The organism is Paenibacillus glycanilyticus NBRC 16618, assembly GCF_004000805.1.
Taxonomy (GTDB): Bacteria; Bacillota; Bacilli; order Paenibacillales; family Paenibacillaceae; genus Pristimantibacillus; species Pristimantibacillus glycanilyticus.
In genome coordinates this window covers 44,979-63,597 of the sequence record NZ_BILY01000020.1, presented here as the reverse complement: position 1 = coordinate 63,597, position 18,619 = coordinate 44,979, and the positions used below count along the sequence as shown (strand labels likewise).

General features: G+C 50.2%; 15 protein-coding genes. All 15 read left to right on the top strand.

What is annotated here, in order from left to right; all coding sequences use genetic code 11:
* Positions 1-182: 182 nt before the first annotated feature.
* The 15 genes from rpsB to infB all read left to right on the top strand — a co-directional run bounded on the left by rpsB (position 183) and on the right by infB (position 18,612).
* Positions 183-881 carry a 30S ribosomal protein S2 gene (gene rpsB, locus PGL01S_RS17150; RefSeq protein ID WP_015844998.1) on the top strand — a complete coding sequence of 233 codons (699 nt, stop codon included), beginning with the start codon at positions 183-185 and terminating at the stop codon, positions 879-881.
* A gap of 104 nt (positions 882-985) precedes the next feature.
* Positions 986-1,636 carry a translation elongation factor Ts gene (tsf, locus tag PGL01S_RS17145; RefSeq protein ID WP_127495803.1) on the top strand — a complete coding sequence of 217 codons (651 nt, stop codon included), beginning with the start codon at positions 986-988 and terminating at the stop codon, positions 1,634-1,636.
* A 98-nt stretch (positions 1,637-1,734) separates the two neighbouring features.
* Entirely contained in the window at positions 1,735-2,463 is a 729-nt protein-coding gene (pyrH, locus tag PGL01S_RS17140) for a UMP kinase (RefSeq protein ID WP_127495802.1), read from the top strand.
* Entirely contained in the window at positions 2,463-3,017 is a 555-nt protein-coding gene (gene frr / locus PGL01S_RS17135; RefSeq protein ID WP_127495801.1) for a ribosome recycling factor, read from the top strand. The genes pyrH and frr overlap by 1 nt, the downstream gene beginning before the upstream one ends.
* Positions 3,018-3,082: 65 nt before the next feature.
* Positions 3,083-3,847 (top strand): undecaprenyl pyrophosphate synthase, encoded by a 765-nt coding sequence (gene uppS, locus PGL01S_RS17130; protein WP_127495800.1) that lies wholly within the window; start codon positions 3,083-3,085, stop codon positions 3,845-3,847.
* Positions 3,848-3,873: 26 nt separating this feature from the next.
* On the top strand, positions 3,874-4,668 hold the full coding sequence (locus tag PGL01S_RS17125; RefSeq protein WP_127495799.1) for a phosphatidate cytidylyltransferase: 795 nt from the start codon (positions 3,874-3,876) through the stop codon (positions 4,666-4,668).
* A 348-nt stretch (positions 4,669-5,016) separates the two neighbouring features.
* On the top strand, positions 5,017-6,156 hold the full coding sequence (locus PGL01S_RS17120; protein ID WP_127495798.1) for a 1-deoxy-D-xylulose-5-phosphate reductoisomerase: 1,140 nt from the start codon (positions 5,017-5,019) through the stop codon (positions 6,154-6,156).
* Between the two features lie 86 nt (positions 6,157-6,242).
* Complete coding sequence (rseP, locus tag PGL01S_RS17115) at positions 6,243-7,508, top strand: RIP metalloprotease RseP (protein WP_127495797.1); 1,266 nt, start codon at positions 6,243-6,245, stop codon at positions 7,506-7,508.
* Between the two features lie 7 nt (positions 7,509-7,515).
* On the top strand, positions 7,516-8,964 hold the full coding sequence (gene proS, locus PGL01S_RS17110; RefSeq protein WP_127495796.1) for a proline--tRNA ligase: 1,449 nt from the start codon (positions 7,516-7,518) through the stop codon (positions 8,962-8,964).
* Positions 8,965-9,006: 42 nt separating this feature from the next.
* The gene (locus PGL01S_RS17105; RefSeq protein WP_127495795.1) at positions 9,007-13,320 is read left to right on the top strand and encodes a PolC-type DNA polymerase III; all 4,314 of its coding nucleotides are present in this window, start codon (positions 9,007-9,009) and stop codon (positions 13,318-13,320) included.
* 186 nt (positions 13,321-13,506) lie between these two features.
* A complete protein-coding gene (rimP, locus tag PGL01S_RS17100) occupies positions 13,507-13,968 on the top strand; it encodes a ribosome maturation factor RimP (RefSeq protein ID WP_127495794.1) in 462 nt (153 codons plus the stop codon).
* Between the two features lie 36 nt (positions 13,969-14,004).
* The gene (nusA, locus tag PGL01S_RS17095) at positions 14,005-15,102 is read left to right on the top strand and encodes a transcription termination factor NusA (protein ID WP_127495793.1); all 1,098 of its coding nucleotides are present in this window, start codon (positions 14,005-14,007) and stop codon (positions 15,100-15,102) included.
* A gap of 49 nt (positions 15,103-15,151) precedes the next feature.
* The gene (gene rnpM, locus PGL01S_RS17090) at positions 15,152-15,466 is read left to right on the top strand and encodes an RNase P modulator RnpM (protein WP_091181683.1); all 315 of its coding nucleotides are present in this window, start codon (positions 15,152-15,154) and stop codon (positions 15,464-15,466) included.
* Positions 15,459-15,809 (top strand): L7Ae/L30e/S12e/Gadd45 family ribosomal protein, encoded by a 351-nt coding sequence (locus PGL01S_RS17085; protein ID WP_091183487.1) that lies wholly within the window; start codon positions 15,459-15,461, stop codon positions 15,807-15,809. The genes rnpM and PGL01S_RS17085 overlap by 8 nt, the downstream gene beginning before the upstream one ends.
* Positions 15,775-18,612, top strand: a complete 2,838-nt coding sequence (infB, locus tag PGL01S_RS17080) for a translation initiation factor IF-2 (protein ID WP_127495792.1) — start codon at positions 15,775-15,777, stop codon at positions 18,610-18,612. Before PGL01S_RS17085 ends, infB begins: the two co-directional genes overlap by 35 nt.
* The last annotated feature ends 7 nt before the right edge of the window (positions 18,613-18,619 follow it).

Sequence of the window (18,619 nt, the reverse complement as noted above, 5' to 3'; positions counted from 1 at the left end):
AACTGCAAAATTTCGACAATCATCTGTTGCACCGTCTAGGCAGATATGTTATATTAATTGACGGTGTTAAAAACACACGCCTATTAATTCCGATAATGGTGCTTCCGGTCGCCGGAAGTTTTAGCGGAAGATGCGATGGGCGGAGGTAATCACTAAAAACCATAACAGGAGGTGTGTTGAATATGGCGGTTATTTCCATGAAACAGCTTCTCGAAGCTGGGGTACACTTCGGTCACCAAACTCGTCGTTGGAACCCTAAGATGGATCGTTATATCTTCACAGAAAGAAACGGAATTTACATTATCGACCTGCAAAAAACAGTTAAGAAAGTCGAAGAGGCTTACAACTTCGTACGTTCTGTAGCTGCTGAGGGCGGCACTATGCTGTTCGTAGGTACGAAAAAACAAGCTCAAGACTCGGTGAAAGAAGAAGCTGAACGTTGCGGCAACTTCTACATCAACCAACGTTGGTTGGGTGGTACGCTGACTAACTTCCAAACGATCCAAAAACGTATTGACCGTCTGCGTCAACTCGAAAAATGGTCGGAAGACGGTACTTTCGAAGTACTGCCTAAAAAAGAAGTTATCATTCTTAACAAAGAAAAAGACCGTCTGGAAAAATTCCTCGGCGGCATCAAAGGGATGAAAGGCCTGCCTAGCGCGCTGTTCATCATCGATCCTCGCAAAGAGCGTATCGCTGTTGCTGAAGCACGCAAGCTCGGTATTCCAATCGTAGGTATCGTTGATACAAACTGCGATCCGGACGAAATCGACTATGTAATTCCAGGCAATGACGACGCGATTCGCGCAGTTAAATTGCTGACGTCCAAAATGGCTGACGCTATCGTGGAAGCTAACCAAGGCGAGCAAACAACTGCTTAATCCGATATAATTGCTACAACAAAGGGTGGTCAGAAGGTGAAAGCCTCTCACCGCCCTTTTTTTGAACGTAAAAACTAAAAATGGAATTTCCAGGAGGGCTAATCATGGCGGTATCCGCAAGCGCAGTAAAAGAACTTCGTGAAAGAACTGGAGCAGGTATGCTCGATTGCAAGAAAGCATTGGACGAAACAAACGGCGACATCACAAAAGCAATTGAATTGCTTCGTGAAAAAGGTCTGTCCGCGGCAGCTAACAAAGCTGGCCGTGTTGCAACTGAAGGCGTAGTTGAATCGTATATCCATGCAGGCGGCCGTATCGGCGTTCTGGTTGAAATCAACTGCGAAACTGACTTCGTAGCTAAAACGGATCAATTCCGTACTTTCGCTCGCGACATCGCAATGCACATTGCCGCAGCGAACCCTAAGTTCGTAAAACGCGAAGAAGTTCCGGCTGAAGAAATCGAAAAAGAGCGCGGGATTCTGAAAGCTCAAGCTCTGAACGAAGGCAAACCGGAAAAAATCGTTGAGAAAATGGTTGACGGCCGTATCTCGAAATACTACGAAGAATACTGCTTGATGGAGCAATCCTTCGTTAAAGATCCGGACAAAACAATCTCGGCTCTTCTGAACGAGAAAATCAGCGCTATCGGTGAAAACATCTCGATTCGTCGTTTCGTTCGTTACGAACTGGGCGAAGGCTTGGAGAAAAAAGTGGATAACTTCGTTGAAGAAGTTATGGCTCAAGCAAAACTGTAAACCGAACGCACAGGCGGGGCGGGGCGTTCGCCCCGCTCTTTTTTTCTAAATAATAGGATGTTACCTCGCCCGCGAGGTACAAGATGGAGGTAGGGACGATGGGACAGCCTGTTTTCAAAAGAATTGTTCTGAAAGTTAGCGGTGAATCTTTGTCGGGAGATCAAGGCTACGGCATTGAAGCTTCGGTCATTTCGGAAATCGCTGAACAAGTTAAAGAAGTAGTAGCACTTGGTGTTGAAGTCGCTATCGTTGTAGGCGGCGGCAACATCTGGCGCGGTATCGCGGGTACGGCTAAGGGTATCGACCGTGCGACAGCAGACTATATGGGCATGCTGGCAACCGTAATGAACTCTCTGGCCTTGCAAGATGCGTTGGAGCAAATTGAAGTGCCTACTCGCGTTCAAACTTCGATCGCCATGCAACAAATCGCGGAGCCTTACATTAGACGCCGCGCAATCCGTCATCTGGAGAAAGGCCGCGTTGTGATTTTCGCAGCCGGTACGGGCAATCCGTTCTTCTCGACGGATACGACTGCAGCTCTTCGCGCAGCCGAGATTGAAGCGGAAGTCATCCTGATGGCTAAGAACAAAGTAGACGGCGTATATTCCGCCGATCCGTTCAAAGATGCTACAGCAGAGAAATACGAAGAATTGACATACATGGAAGTACTGAACAAGAACCTTGGTGTTATGGATTCGACGGCATCGTCGCTTTGCATGGATAACAATATTCCGCTCGTCGTGTTCGCGATTACCGAAAAAGGGAATATTAAGAAAGTCGTGCTTGGTGAGAAGATTGGTACTATTGTGAGAGGAAGTGCGAAATAATGCCGCAAGCAATTAAGAAAAATGCAGAAGAGCGTATGGAGAAAGCAATCGGTGCTTTGAAACGTGATCTGGCTACACTTCGTGCAGGACGGGCGACGCCTGCTTTGCTCGACCGTGTTCAAGTTGAATATTACGGGGCGCCTACGCCCGTTGCGCAATTAGCGAATATTAATGTTCCGGATTCCCGCACGCTGTTCATTCAGCCTTGGGACAAATCGTCGATCGCAGCGATCGAGAAAGCGATTATGAAATCCGATCTTGGCCTTACTCCATCCAACGATGGTTCGGCGATCCGCATCACTTTGCCGCCGCTTACGGAAGAGCGTCGTACCGAGCTTGTTAAAACAACGAAGAAGTTTGGCGAAGAAGCGAAAGTTGCAATCCGCAACATCCGCCGCGACGCTAACGACGACATTAAGAAGCTTGAGAAAACAACGATTTCCGAAGACGAGTCCCGTCGTCATCAAGAAGACATCCAAAAAGCAACGGACCGTTTCATCGCGGAAGTTGATAAAGTTTTGGTAGCTAAAGAGAAAGAGATTATGGAAGTATAATTGCGCCTACAGCCCCTCCGACAGGTGGGGTTTGGTTTTTTGAATTCCGGGTGGGAGGAACAAACATGATCAGTCGACTTTGGGCTAAACTTGGCAAATCGTCCTCGAATGCGGCTGAACCGTTGGCAGCTGACAATGTCCCGAAGCATATCGCCATTATTATGGACGGCAACGGACGTTGGGCGAAGAAACGTGGACTTCCACGAATCGCCGGCCATCATACCGGTATGAAAACGGTGAAGCGGATCGTGATGGAGGCAGATCGTCTTGGTGTCAAATATTTGACATTGTACGCTTTTTCCACGGAAAACTGGAAGCGGCCCAAAGACGAAGTTGAGTTCCTGATGAAGCTTCCCCAGCAATTTTTGGAAATTGAGCTGGCAGAGCTCATTGAAAAAAACGTTCAAGTTCGGATGATGGGGCATAAGGAAAACCTGCCGTCGTTTACGCTCAGCGCCGTTGAGGAAGCTATTACGAAAACGGCTCATAATACTGGACTCGTACTCAATTTTGCTCTTAATTACGGCGGTCGCAGGGAAATGCTTGAAGCGATCAAAGAAATTGCTGCCGATGTACAGGACGGACGTTTATCGACCGAGCAGATTGACGAACAGCTGCTCTCCAGCCGATTGTTAAGCGGAGACATTCCTGATCCCGATCTGTTGATCCGTACGAGCGGTGAACTCCGGCTGAGCAACTTCATGCTGTGGCAGTTAGCTTATAGCGAGATGTGGTTTACGAACGTTTATTGGCCGGAGTTTAATGAGGCTCATCTGCAGGAAGCCATTCAAGAATATCAGCGGCGTGCACGGCGATACGGCGGATTATAGCATCGATAACGGAGAGTGACCATCACTTGAAACAGAGAATCATTTGGGGACTGCTTGCCGGCGCAGCATTTGTTGCTCTGCTATTAGCCGGCGGATGGTTTTATGCAGCTGCGCTAGTCTTGCTTGCTTTGCTTGGATTTAACGAATATACGAAGATGAACGGGCACTCGTGGAATGAACCGGCGTCCCTGCTTGGTTATGCAGGCGTGCTTATGTTCGTTTTGCCATGGAAGCTTATAGGCGTGGATTCACCTTCGTCGATTACCGTACTATGGGTGCTGGCTTTCTTGCTGCTGGCGGTGACGGTATTCACCAAAAACAAAATAACCATCGACGGCGCCTCGCTTATGTTGTTAGGCGCTTTATATGTAGGTTACGGCTTTAGCTCGATGAATGCCGTTCGCGATCTTGATCACCACGGCATTTTCTGGTCGTTTCTTATTATTACATGCAACGTTGCGTCCGATGCAGGCGCTTATTTCGTCGGGCGGGCGATGGGTAAGCATAAGCTGTGGCCGTCTATAAGCCCTAACAAGACAATTGAAGGTTCTGTCGGCGGAGTTGTCCTTGCGGTGATCGCAGCGCTTATATTCGCGATCTGCGCTCCTCATGTTATCGACATCGGGACATCCCTGCTGATCGGCTTTATCGTTGCGGTAGCCGGTCAACTAGGCGATCTCATTCAATCGGCTTACAAACGCGTTCGCAACATCAAGGATTCCGGCTCTATTTTGCCGGGCCACGGTGGTGTTCTCGACCGTTTCGACAGTTGGATTATCGTGTTCCCTTTGTTGATCCTGACAGATTTGATCCCTACATAAAACAAAGTGATAGCGGAGTTATCCATTTGTGGATAACCCTTAACATGGAGCTTATGACATGTTAATAACGTTTTTCCCTTCTCTCCATCTTTTTTTTCTTTGGCATTCCGACTTGGAAGGAGTGCCGTGAATAGCTCTGCTCGAAGAGGCTGCGGGAGCGGAGCAAAAGTGTTATGGAAGAGAAGCGATAGCGCTCGCCTTTGTCCGTGAATTTCAACCGCTAAGCGGATTGAGATCAAGAAATTCTCGGACAACAGCGATCGAAGCCATGACACTTTTGCGCAGCGGTATTCCGGTAGCAGTAACTTACGAGCATTAGAGCAACAAGAGTAGTTTCAGGAGGAATCCATGAAAAAAATCACCATTTTAGGCTCTACCGGCTCCATCGGCACCCAGACGTTAGACGTCATTGCCAATGATCCGGACCGCTATCAGGTTGTCGGCTTATCGGCGGGCAATAACCTCCAGCTGCTGATTGAGCAGGCCAAGCAGTGCCGGCCTTCGGTCGTTTGCTTGGCTAACAAGGAGCTAGCGGAGCAGGCAAGGCGTGAATTGCCTGAGGGCACGCGAGTCCTCTATGGCGAGGAGGGGCTTGTAGAAATCGCGGCGAATAATGATGCCGATGTTGTCGTTACGGCGATTGTTGGCAGCCGTGGACTTCCTGCAACTCTTGCCGCTATTGACGCGGGCAAGACGATTGCGCTGGCGAACAAAGAAACCCTTGTGACCGCCGGTCATATCGTAATGGAGCGCGCCAGACAAAAAGGCGTCTCGATCATTCCGGTGGACAGCGAGCACTCGGCGATTTTCCAATGTTTGAACGGCGAAGATCTTAAGGCTTTGCAGCAGCTCACCCTGACGGCATCGGGCGGTTCGTTCCGCGATCGTACGCGTGAACAGCTGCAAGGCGTATCGGTAGCCGAAGCATTGAACCATCCGAACTGGTCCATGGGAGCGAAGATTACGATCGATTCCGCCACGATGGTGAACAAAGGGCTGGAGGTTATCGAAGCAAGATGGCTGTTTGACGTGACCTATGATCAGATCAAGGTATTGATCCATCCGGAGAGCATCATCCATTCTTTTGTGGAATTCAGCGACAACAGCGTAATCGCTCAGCTGGGCTTGCCGGATATGCGGGTTCCCATCCAGTATGCGCTCACTTATCCGGACCGCCGTCCAACTCCGACAGGCCGGCTTGATCTGGCGGCTATCGGGAAGCTGCATTTCCGCGAGATGGATTTTGCCAGATACCCCTGTCTCAAGCTTGCCTTTGACTGCGGCCGTGCCGGAGATTCGGCGCCAACGGTGTTTAATGCAGCCAATGAAGTTGCGGTAGCCCGTTTCTTGAACGGGGAGATTGATTTCTTGGGGATTGAGCGAGTGTTGGAGCGCGTTCTCGAGCGCCACTCGGTAACAGCAGTAAATGATTTGCAGGCTATTGCGGAGATTGATGCTTGGGCTCGCGGAGAGGCTGCGGTCATCTAGCTTTTGCCGTAACCTGCGGTTCTCTTGTATCGTACGGGAGAATAATGATAATCTATGTACAGGCCGTTACGAACAGGAGGCTCGCTATGGAGATGATTCGGGTCATATTTATGACCGTGCTCGTATTTTTTGTCATTGTCACCATCCATGAATGGGGACACTATTTTTTCGCGAAACGCGCCGGGATTTTGGTCCGGGAATTCGCTATCGGCTTCGGGCCGAAGTTATTCTCGATCAAACGCGGTGAAACTCGCTTTACGCTGAGGCTTGTGCCCGCAGGCGGTTTTGTCCGCATGGCAGGCGAAGATCCGGAGATTGTAGAGGTTACTGTCGGCCAAACGGTAGCCGTTCGGGTGAAGAATAACCAGGTTACCCGGATTTATCTCGATCGCCTGGATGAGCGGAGCGGTGTTATTCGCGGGGAAGTGACCGGTATCGACTTGGAGAAGGATTTGTTCGTTACCCTCGACGTTGAAGGGGAGAACGACCGTTTCTCCGTTCATCCTACGGCGCTTCTCATTTCTAGAGGGAAAGAGACGCAGATTGCTCCAATTGACCGTCAATTCGGAAGCAAGTCGGTTGGCGCTCGCGCCATGTCCATCTTTGCAGGCCCTCTTATGAACTTTGTGCTTGCGTTTGTTTTGTTTATGGCATACATACAACTCGCCGGTACGCCGCAAGGCTTGCTGGTCGATGAAGTAACCAAAGGAATGCCGGCCGAGCAGGCACAACTGCAAAAAGGTGATTTGATCGATACCGTAAACGGCGTCAAGATCGGCACCGATTATGACAAAATGATTGATATTATCGGCGCTTCCGCAGGCAAGCCGATTCAATTGAACGTTATCCGCAATGGAGCGCTCGAGCCGATTAAGCTGACTCCGGTTGCGGATGATCAAGGCGTTGGCAAGGTTGGCCTCAGAGCGGCTTATCAGTTCCGCAGCGCCACAGTGGGCGAGACGATCACGGGTGCAGCGAAGCTGATGAAGACGATGACAATCAGTATTTTCGAAGGCTTCAAGAAGATTATCATTGGAGACTTTAAGCTGGATGACCTGGGCGGACCAGTGCGTACAGCGGAAATGACCAGTGAAATTGCCCGCAAAGGCATTACGGACCTGACGTCATGGACGGCTTTGTTAAGCCTGTATCTGGGTATATTCAACTTGCTGCCGATTCCCGCGCTTGATGGCAGCAGGCTCATCTTCCTCGGTCTCGAGGCAGTTCGCGGGCGTCCGGTTAATCCAAGCCGGGAGAGCATGGTCCACTTCATCGGTTTTGCCTTAATTATGCTGCTGATGCTTGTGGTGACTTACAATGATATTTTGCGATTGGTACGAGGGGAGCCATAAGTCGGTTATGTCCAAGGATAAACAGTTTGTTACCGAAATTACGCCACAAGGCGAGGATTTTTCTAGATGGTATATCGATGTAATTAAGAAAGCGGAGCTCATGGATTATTCGCCGGTACGCGGCTGTATCGTTTTCCGGCCGGAAGGCTATGAGCTCTGGGAAAATATTCAGCGCGACCTGGACCGCCGGTTCAAGGAAACGGGCCACCGCAACGCTTACTTCCCGCTCTTTATTCCGGAGAGCTTCTTCCAAAAGGAGAAGGAGCATGTCGAAGGCTTTAATCCGGAGCTGCCATGGGTAACGGAAGCAGCGGGCGAGAAGCTGGAAGAGCGTCTGGCTATTCGTCCAACCTCGGAAACGATGTTCGGCCATATGTATGCGAAATGGATTCAATCGTACCGCGACCTGCCGCTCCTTATTAACCAATGGGCAAACGTTGTGCGCTGGGAGAAGCGTACTCTGCCGTTCCTACGCACAAGCGAATTCCTGTGGCAGGAAGGCCATACGGCTCACGAGACCGAAGATGAAGCTCGCGAAGAAACGATGAGAATGCTGACGGTCTACCGCGAATTCGTGGAAGAGTTCCTGGCAATCCCGGTTATTGAAGGGGAGAAGACGCCGTCCGAGCGTTTTGCTGGTGCGGTTAACACGTATTCCATCGAAGCGATGATGAAAGACGGCAAAGCGGTGCAAGCCGGTACGTCTCATTATCTGGGCACAAAATTTGCCGTTGCGTTTGACATCAAATATCTCGACCGCGAGAATACTCTTCAATTCGCGCATACCACATCTTGGGGCGTGAGTACGCGTCTGATTGGTGCTATGATTATGGTTCATGGCGACGACCGCGGTCTGGCATTGCCTCCGAAGGTTGCGCCAACTCAAGTGATTATGATCCCGATTGGTCCGGCTAAAACCCGCGATCAAGTGGTTGGCCGGGTAGACGAGCTTTATGCGGAGCTGAAAAAAGCCGGCGTACGCGTAAAAGTTGACGACCGTTCCGACGTAAGTCCGGGCTGGAAGTTCAACGAATACGAGATGCGTGGTGTTCCGCTTCGTCTTGAGCTTGGTCCTCGCGATATGGAAAATGGGCAAGTTGTTCTTGTATCGCGCATTAGCGGCGAGAAACGGATCGTCCGCCAGGATAACCTGATCGCGGAAGTGGGAACGATGCTTGCTGATATTCAACGCGATATGTTTGAAAAAGCGAAAAAATTCCGTGAAGATAATTTCTACGACGTAGAGACGCTTGACGAGATGAAAGCTTCGATGGAAGAAAAACGTGGATTTGTACTGGCTGGTTGGTGCGGTTCCGCTGCTTGCGAGAAGCAAGTAAAGGAAGAGACTGGAGCAACAAGCCGCAACATTCCGTTTGAACCGGAGAAGAAGAAAAGCAAATGTCTCGTATGCGGTGATCATGCGGAGCACACGGTCGTATTTGCACGTGCCTACTAAAAGCATCGATCGGATTGGATCGTACAGGAGTGATTGATTGCCATGAGCCAAACCGGAGACAACCGGCAGCGCTTTGAGCTGCTTATGCAGCAAGCGGGGCTGCCGCTCGAAATTATAAATTCCTATTACAAAGACGGTTACATCGAGCAAGTCATTGTAGGGAAAAGCAACAGAAAATGGACGTTTTGCATTCGCAAAACGTCTTTAGTTCCTTATAAAGCGTTTATGGCTTTAACCCAAGCCGTAAACATGAAGTTCTCTCATATAGCCGAAACTTCTTTTAAGCTTCTTTATGATGATGCCGTTCCATCGGCAGACATCGCCCGGGAATATTGGCCTTTGTTCCTGGAATGGGTACAGCAGGAAAACGCTTCGGTTAACGGCTGGTTAAGCAAAGCCGGCATGGAGCCGACAGACGAGATGATTGCCGTATCGATGCTGGATGGCATGGGGCTGGAGCTGGCCAAGAAGAAGAAGATCGACGAAGCGATCAGCAGCTTTTACGAACGTACCTTCAGTCGGAATTACCGGGTTAAGCTGGAGGTTGGCGAGCAGGTCAGACAAGATGCTTACGAGGAGTTCCAGCAGAAGCGGGATCAAGCGGAGAGGGAAGCCGTCATTCAGATTATGGAGAGCGTTGCTGAGTCGAATGAGGCAGAAGGCGATGAAGAGCCTGTCAAACTGGCAATGGGTTATGACATTCGCGATGAACCTACTCCGCTTATGAATATCCGTGAAGAAGAGAAGAAGGTTACGGTTCAGGGGGCTGTATTTGGCCTAGAGGTGAAGGAGCTCCGCAACGGAATGACCTTGTTCACCTTTAACGTAACGGACTTTACGGATTCCATGGCGATGAAGATGTTTGCCAAGAATAAGGAAGACGTAAAAATCCTGAGTCTGCTGTCGAATGGCAAATGGGTGAAGGCGCGAGGCAAGGTCGATTACGACCGCTTCATGCAGGAGCCTGAACTTGTGATGATCCCTAATGATCTTCAGGAAATCTCTTCGCCGCCGGACCGCAAAGACAATGCGGAGGAAAAACGCGTTGAATTCCATCTTCATTCCACCATGAGCGCGATGGACGCGGTTACTCCGATTGGCGAGTACGTGAAGATGGCCGCCAAGTGGGGACATAAGGCGATTGCGATTACGGATCACAGCAATATTCATTGTTACCCGGAAGCATTCAAGGCTGCAAAGAAAAATAATATCCAAGTTTTATTCGGCCTTGAAGCCAATGTTGTAAATGACGCGGTACCGATGGTTCTGAACCCAAGAGAAGACCAGCTTGCTTCTGCCGTCTATGTCGTATTTGATATTGAGACCACGGGCTTATCCATTATTAATAATAAAATCATTGAGCTTGCTGGCGTAAAAATGCAAAACGGCAAAGAGATTGACCGGTTCTCCACCTTTATAAACCCGCATGAGAAAATCCCTTACCATATTCAGCAGTTGACGAATATCAATGATGATATGGTCAAGGATGCGCCGGAGCTTGAACCGAAGCTTCGCGAATTTATCGATTTTATAGGGGATTGCATTCTGGTCGCCCATAACGCAAGGTTTGATATCGGATTTATTCAAGCCAATCTCAAGTCTATCGGCTTGCCGGAATTAACGAATCCGGTGCTTGATACGCTGGAGCTCGCAAGATTCCTTCATCCGACGCTTAAGAACCATCGACTTAATACATTATCGGCGAAATACAAAGTTTCTCTTGAGAATCATCACCGTGCCGTAGACGACTCCGTTGCTCTCGGCGGTGTAATGTATGGCCTCATTAATGACGCGGCAGAACGCAATATTACGGGACTTCATCAATTAAACGATTATGTCGGTCTGGACATTTCCAATTCCCGGCCGTTCCATTGCAATATTTACGCGTTAAACGCGGTTGGCAAAAAAAATCTGTTCAAGATGGTGTCGATTTCTCATACCGAGCATTTTAAACGGGTTGCTTGCATACCGAAGAGTAAGCTTGTCGACATGCGTGAAGGCATTCTTGTTATTTCCGGCTGCGAGAAGGGTGAATTTTTCGAGACGGTGCTCAATAAATCTTATGAAGAAGCTCTTGAGGTTGCCCGGTTCTACGATGTGCTGGAGATCCAGCCGATTGACTTTTACATGCATCTTGTTGATAAAGGACTTGTAGGCAGCCGCGCCGAGATTGAGCAGGCCATGCGCCGCATTTGCGAGATCGGAGATGAACTTGGCAAGCCTGTTATCGCAACGGGCAATGTCCATTATTTGAATCCAAGGGACAAGCTGTATCGCGATATCGCCATTCATGGCATTACCGGATTCAGCCCGCTGAAGGACATCCGAAAGCCGGATGCCCATTTGCGGACGACCGACGAGATGCTTCGCGAGTTTGCTTTCCTCGGAGAAGCGCGTGCCTACGAAGTCGTAGTCAAGAACACGATCGAACTTGCTGACCGGTTTGAGCCGTTCGAAATGTTCCCGGACCAGCTGTTTACCCCGATTATTGAGGGCGCGGAAGAAGAAATCCGGAGTACATGCTATAACACAGCGAAATCAATGTACGGCGAAGATCTCCCGCAGGTTGTTATCGACCGGCTCGAGAAGGAGCTAGTACCGATTATCAAATTCGGTTTCTCCGCCAACTACTTGATTTCGGAGAAGCTCGTTAAGAAGTCCAATGCCGATGGTTATCTCGTAGGCTCGAGGGGTTCGGTAGGTTCTTCCGTCGTTGCGACGTTCCTTGGCATTTCCGAGGTTAATCCGCTGCCGGCGCATTATTTGTGCAAGAATCCGGAATGCCGGCATAGCGAATGGTTCCTGGACGGCAGCGTCCCAAGCGGATTTGATTTGCCGGACAAGAACTGTCCGAATTGCAATTTGCCAATGAAGGGAGAAGGACAGGATATCCCGTTCGAAACCTTCCTTGGCTTCAAGGGCGATAAAGTTCCCGATATCGACCTTAACTTCTCCGGTGAATACCAACCGACGGCGCATAACTTTACGAAGATCATGTTCGGCGACAAATGCGTATTCCGTGCCGGCACAATCGGTACGGTAGCCGAAAAAACCGGTTATGGATTTGCCCGCAAGTATGCCGAGGATCATAGTAAAACTTGGCGCAGCGCGGAATTGTCCCGCCTTGCATCAGGCGTAACCGGCGTAAAGCGGAGTACGGGCCAGCATCCGGGCGGTATCGTTGTTGTTCCGAATTATATGGAAGTCGAAGATATTACTCCCGTGCAATATCCGGCGGACGACGTGAACGCCGAATGGAAGACGACTCATTTCGATTATCACGCCTTCGAAGCCAACTTGCTGAAGCTTGATATCCTCGGTCACGATGATCCGACCATGATGCGGATGCTGCAGGATTTGACGGGCGTTGATCCAACAACGATTCCGATGAATGACCCTAAAGTCATGAGCATGTTCAACTCGACCAAAGCATTAGGCGTAACACCGGAGCAAATCCGAACACCGGTTGCAACGTACGGCGTGCCGGAGATGGGGACGAAGTTCGTACGCCAGATGCTTCAGGAGACGCAGCCGTCGTCGTTTGCCGATTTGCTTCAGATTTCGGGACTATCGCATGGTACCGGGGTTTGGCTCGGCAATGCGCAGGAACTGATCAAGAAAGGCACTTGCAACATCAAGACCGTAATCGGCTGCCGTGACGATATCATGCTGTATCTCATCTATAAAGCGGGTATGGATGCCGGACTTGCCTTCAAGATCACGGAAAGCGTGCGTAAAGGCAGGGGTCTTACGCCGGAATGGATCGAAGAGATGAAGCGCTGCAAGGTGCCGGCGTGGTACATTGATTCTTGTCTGCGGATTGAATACATGTTCCCTAAGGCGCATGCCGCCGCTTACGTTATTTCCGCGGTTCGAACCGCCTACTTCAAGCTGTATTACCCGATTCAATACTATGCAACGTATTTCTCGGTTCGCGCGGAAGATTTCGACCTCGAGCTGCTCTGTCAAGGCTATGATGCCATTCAGAAGAAGATCATCGAAATCGAGGACAAGGGCTTTAACGCCACGACCAAAGAGAAGAACAGTATTTCCTTGTTGGAAATGGCCCTTGAGATGACAGCCCGCGGCTTTTCCTTCAAACCGATCGATTTATATCGTTCGGATGCAACGAAGTTTATCGTTGACGGCGAATCGCTCATTCCTCCGTTCTCGGCCATTGGCGGTATCGGGGACAATGCGGCGCGCAACATCGCGGCTGCCAAGGATGCCGGAGAGTTCCTGTCCATCGAAGATTTCCAGCAGAGATCCAAGGCAAGTAAGACGATTATCGAGGTATTGACGGGCATGGGATGCTTCCGCGGATTGCCGGAATCCAACCAGCTGTCCTTGTTCTAGGCGCTGCGTGTTAGAAAACATTTCTTGTCACCCCTATGCGGTTATGATATAATTTTTGTGGCAATGATGTGGATAGAGACTTGAAGCAGAGAGTGGGGAAACCCACTCTTTACGTTTTGTAAACGGCTTTTTTCGCATACGAATCGGCCGTTTGCAGGCGTACGAAGAAACAGGAGGTTACACCGATTGAGCACATCCAAAATCAAAACCGTCGTTGAGGCTATGGTTACTCCTTTCCTCAACAGCAATGGATTTGAACTTGTTGATATTGAGTACGTCAAGGAAGGCAGCAACTTCTTCCTTCGGGTGTTCGTGGACAAGGAAGGCGGCATCGATATTGACGAATGCGGCAGAATAAGCGAATTTTTGAGCGAAGAACTGGATAAGAACGATCCGGTCTCCGATGCTTACTTCCTGGAAGTGTCATCCCCGGGTGCGGAACGGCCGCTTAAGAAGCCGGAAGATGTTCGCAAGGCAGTCGGCAAGCATGTCTACATAACGACTTACGAGCCGATTGACGGTTCCAAGGAATTTGAAGGGCAGCTTACCGCGTTTGACGGCGAACAGGCTACCGTGAAAATCGGCAAAAAAGAGCATGTCATTCCTTACGCCAAGGTCGCGAGCGCCCGTCTTGCGATTGTGTTCTAATAGCGGTTTATTTTTGAAAGGGGGAACTCCATTCCAATGAGCATGGATTTTATTGAAGCATTGTCGGAAATCGAGAGGGATAAAGGGATTGCGAAGGAAGTGCTGTTAGAAGCGATTGAAGCGGCTTTGATATCGAGCTACAAGCGCAACTTCAACACAGCGCAAAATGTACGCGTGGACATTAACCGCCATAGCGGCGTTATTAAAGTATACGCTCGCAAGACGGTTGTAGACGAAGTGCTCGACCCTCGTCTAGAAATTACAGTTGACGCAGCGCGTGAGATTAACCCTCACTATACGCTGGACGACATCGCGGATATCGAAGTTACGCCTCGCGACTTCGGCCGTATTGCCGCCCAAACAGCCAAGCAGGTTGTTACGCAGCGTATTCGCGAAGCGGAACGCGGTTTGATCTACAACGCGTTTATCGATAAGGAAGAGGATATCGTTAACGGTATCGTTCAGCGCCAGGATACTCGCAACTTGTTTGTTGACCTTGGCAAGGTTGAAGCCGTTCTTCCTCTTACCGAGCTGATGCCTACGGACAAATTCAAGCATGGCGACCGAGTGAAGTCGTATATCACAAAGGTAGAGAATACGACCAAAGGGCCTCAAATTATTTTGTCCCGTACTCATCCCGGCCTTTTGAAGCGTCTCTTCGAGCTTGAAGTTCCGGAAATTTACGACGGCGTAGTCGAGATCCGTTCCGTTGCCCGCGAGGCAGGCTTCCGTTCGAAGATTGCCGTTTATTCGCGTAACGAAGAGGTTGATCCGGTTGGATCCTGCGTAGGCCCTAAAGGAATGCGCGTGCAAACCATCGTCAACGAGCTTACCGGCGAGAAGATCGATATCGTCCGCTGGTCGGAGAGCGTAGAGGAATATGTGGCGAATGCGCTTAGCCCTTCGAAAGTGCTGGAGGTTATCGTATTCGAGCAAGAGAAAATGGCCCGCGTAATCGTACCCGATTATCAGCTGTCTCTCGCGATTGGCATTAAAGGTCAGAACGCGCGCCTTGCCGCGAAGCTGACTGGCTGGAAAATCGATATTAAGAGCGAAACGCAAGCGGAGCAGGAGTACGGCCGTCCGAAAACAACGGCAGGCACCATGCACCAGGATTCCGTTTCTATCGATTAACAGCAGGCTTACATCTTGGGTCCATTAACGGGCAAAGGAGGGGTGTGCGGTGAGACCGAGAAAAGTGCCGCTTCGCAAGTGCGTGGCATGCCAAGAAATGAAGCCAAAAAGAGAACTCATCCGGGTTGTTCGGACACCAAACGAAGAAGTGCTTATAGACCTGACGGGGAAAAAAGCCGGTCGCGGCGCCTATTTATGTGGACAGGTCAGCTGCTTCAAGCTGGCTAAGAAGTCCAAGGCGCTTGACCGGGCATTGAAGCAGGCAGTCGACGCATCGATTTACGACCAGCTTGAACAGGATTTCATAGCGGTTGAGGACGAGTTTCTGGCAGGCAAGGAGCGGGAAAGCGATGAAGATGAATAAAGGCTTGTCTTCGCTCGGAATGGCCATGAGAGCCGGAAAGCTTATTACCGGAGATGAAATTGTGCTCAAGGCGGTTCGTAAAGGTGAAGCGCAGCTCGTGATCATAGCGGGCGACGCTTCTCCAAACACGAAGAAGAAGTTTCGCGACAAATGCAACACCTACGGGGTACAGCTCGCCGAAGCATTTGACCGCGATCAGCTTGGAAAGGCCATTGGAAAGCCGGAACGAGTCGTACTGGCGGTAACTGACGCAAAGTTCGGAAAAATGATTGCAGGTCATCTGAGTCAAAATTCGGAGGTGGATAATATTGAGCAAACAACAGGACAACAGCAAGGACAATAAAGATAAAACACGCGTATACGAATACGCGAAATCGCTAAACATGAGCAGTAAAGAAATTATAACGATTCTTAAACGGCTTAATCTGCCCGTTAATAATCATATGAGTGTCATGGAAAACGAAATGGTTCAAAAAGTGGAAGGCTTCTTCCGCGATATCAAGCAAAATGCGGCTGCGAAGCGTGCCCAGGAATCGGGCAGTGCTACCGTATCGGCGGCACCTCAGCCACAGGCACAGACCGCAAGCAAGCAGCAAAATCAAACGGTACAAAAAAATCTATCTCAGGACAGACAGGGGCCTATGAATTCTATTAAAACGACATCTGAAACCAACCAATCGCAACAAGAACAACGTCCGCAAAGTCAGCAAGGAAACGAAAGTCAAACGAACGCTAGCCAGGCTAACGCCGGCACAAGCGATAATAGCGCAAGCAGCAATAACAGACCGCAGAACAGCGGCAACCGTCAAGGTTCTTATCAAGGCCAAGGCGGTCAAGGCGGCAATCGTCCGCAAGGCGGCGGCGGATACAATCGTCCGCAAGGTCAAGGCGGCAATCGTCCGCAAGGCGGCGGCGGTTATAACCGTCCGCAAGGCCAAGGCGGTCAAGGCGGCAATCGTCCGCAAGGTCAAGGTGGCGGCGGATACAACCGTCCGCAAGGTCAAGGCGGCCAAGGCGGCCAAGGCGGCAATCGTCCGCAAGGCGGCGGCGGATTTAACCGTCCGCAAGGTCAAGGCGGCGCACCGGGCGGCAACCGTCCGCAAGGCGGCGGCGCACCAGGCGGTAACCGTCCGCAAGGTCAAGGCGGCGGACAAAACCGTTCGTTCGATTCGTCCCGTCCGGCACCAACTTCGCGCGGTACTGCGGCAGGCGAAACCAACAACCGTAAAGGCAACAATGCGGTAAACAAAAACAGAACGGGTGGCAACAACGGAAGCCAAAAGCGTTTCGACGACGGCAAGCCGAACTTTAGAACGAATCCTAACGGTCGCGGCAAAGGCGGCAGAAACAACCGTAACCATTCGCAGCAGCCTCCACGCGAGAAAATCGACAATACGCCTAAGAAAATCATTGTGCGCGGTACGATGACAGTAGGCGATTTGGCTAAGCTGCTTCATAAGGATGCGTCCGAAGTTATCAAGAAGCTTATTTCTCTCGGCGTAATGGCTACTATCAACCAAGAACTTGACATGGATACCATTCTTTTGATCGCTCAAGAATTTGGCGTAGAGGTTGAAGTGAAAATTCCGGTTGAAGAAGATACCTTCGAAACCGTGGAAGAAGTGGATGACGAAGCGGATTTGACGACTCGTCCACCGGTTGTAACGATTATGGGTCACGTTGACCATGGTAAAACAACCCTTCTCGACGCTATCCGTCATACAAACGTAACGGGCGGCGAAGCAGGCGGTATCACCCAGCATATCGGTGCTTACCAAGTTGAGATCAATCACAAGAAAATCACGTTCCTCGATACACCGGGTCACGAAGCGTTTACGCTTATGCGCGCACGCGGTGCTCAAGTAACGGATATTACGATCATCGTTGTTGCAGCCGATGACGGCGTTATGCCTCAGACGGTTGAAGCAGTCAACCATGCGAAAGCGGCTGGCGTGCCTATTATCGTAGCGGTTAACAAAATCGATAAACCGGACGCAGATCCCGACAAAATCAAACAGGCGCTTACGGAATACGAACTCGTTCCGGAAGAGTGGGGCGGCGATACCATCTTCGTTAACGTATCGGCTAAGCAACGCCTTGGTCTGGAAGAGCTGCTCGAGATGATTCTGCTCGTGGCTGAAGTTAATGATTACAAAGCGAATTCCGACAAACGCGCACGTGGTACGGTTATTGAAGCCGAACTGGATAAAGGTAAAGGTCCGGTAGCACGCGTTCTCGTACAACACGGCTCGCTTAAAATTGGCGATGCTTTCGTTGCCGGCAACTGCTTCGGTCGTGTCCGCGCAATGGTCAACGATAAAGGCCGCCGTATCAAAGAAGCTGGTCCTTCTACTCCGGTTGAGATTACCGGCTTGACAGAAGTACCGCTTGCAGGCGATCCGTTTATGGTATTTGAAGACGAGCGCAAAGCAAGAGCAATTGCTGACCGTCGTTCGATCAAACAACGTCAGTCGGAGCTTGGCGCGAATTCTCGCGTTACGCTTGACGATCTGTTCAAGCATATTCAAGAAGGCGAGATCAAAGATCTTAACATCATTATCAAGTCTGACGTTCAAGGCTCGACAGAGGCCCTCAAAGGCTCCCTTGCGAAAATTGAAATCGAAGGCGTTCGCATCAAGATCATTCACAGCGGCGTAGGCGCGATCACGGAATCCGATATCAACTTGGCTGCGGCATCCAACGCTATCGTAATCGGATTTAACGTTCGTCCAGAGCCGCAAGCTGATCTTGCTGCTCAACAGGAGAAAGTAGATGTTCGTCTCCACCGCGTTATTTACAATGTCATCGAAGAAATCGAGCAAGCCATGAAAGGCATGCTGGATCCAATCTTCAAAGAAGTTGTTCAAGGCCAAGCGGAAGTCCGCAACATCTTCAAACTCAGCAAAGTTGGCGCTATTGCCGGTTGTATGGTTATCAGCGGCAAAATTACGCGTAACTCCGAAGTTCGCGTCATCCGCGGCGGCATCGTCGTATTCGAAGGCAAATTGGATACCGTTAAACGCTTCAAGGATGATGTTAAAGAAGTTGCTCAAGGCTACGAGTGCGGTATTACGATCGAGCGGTTTAGCGACTTCAAAGAAGGGGATATTATTGAAGCCTTCGTAATGGAGTCCGTAGAGAGGTGATTAACGC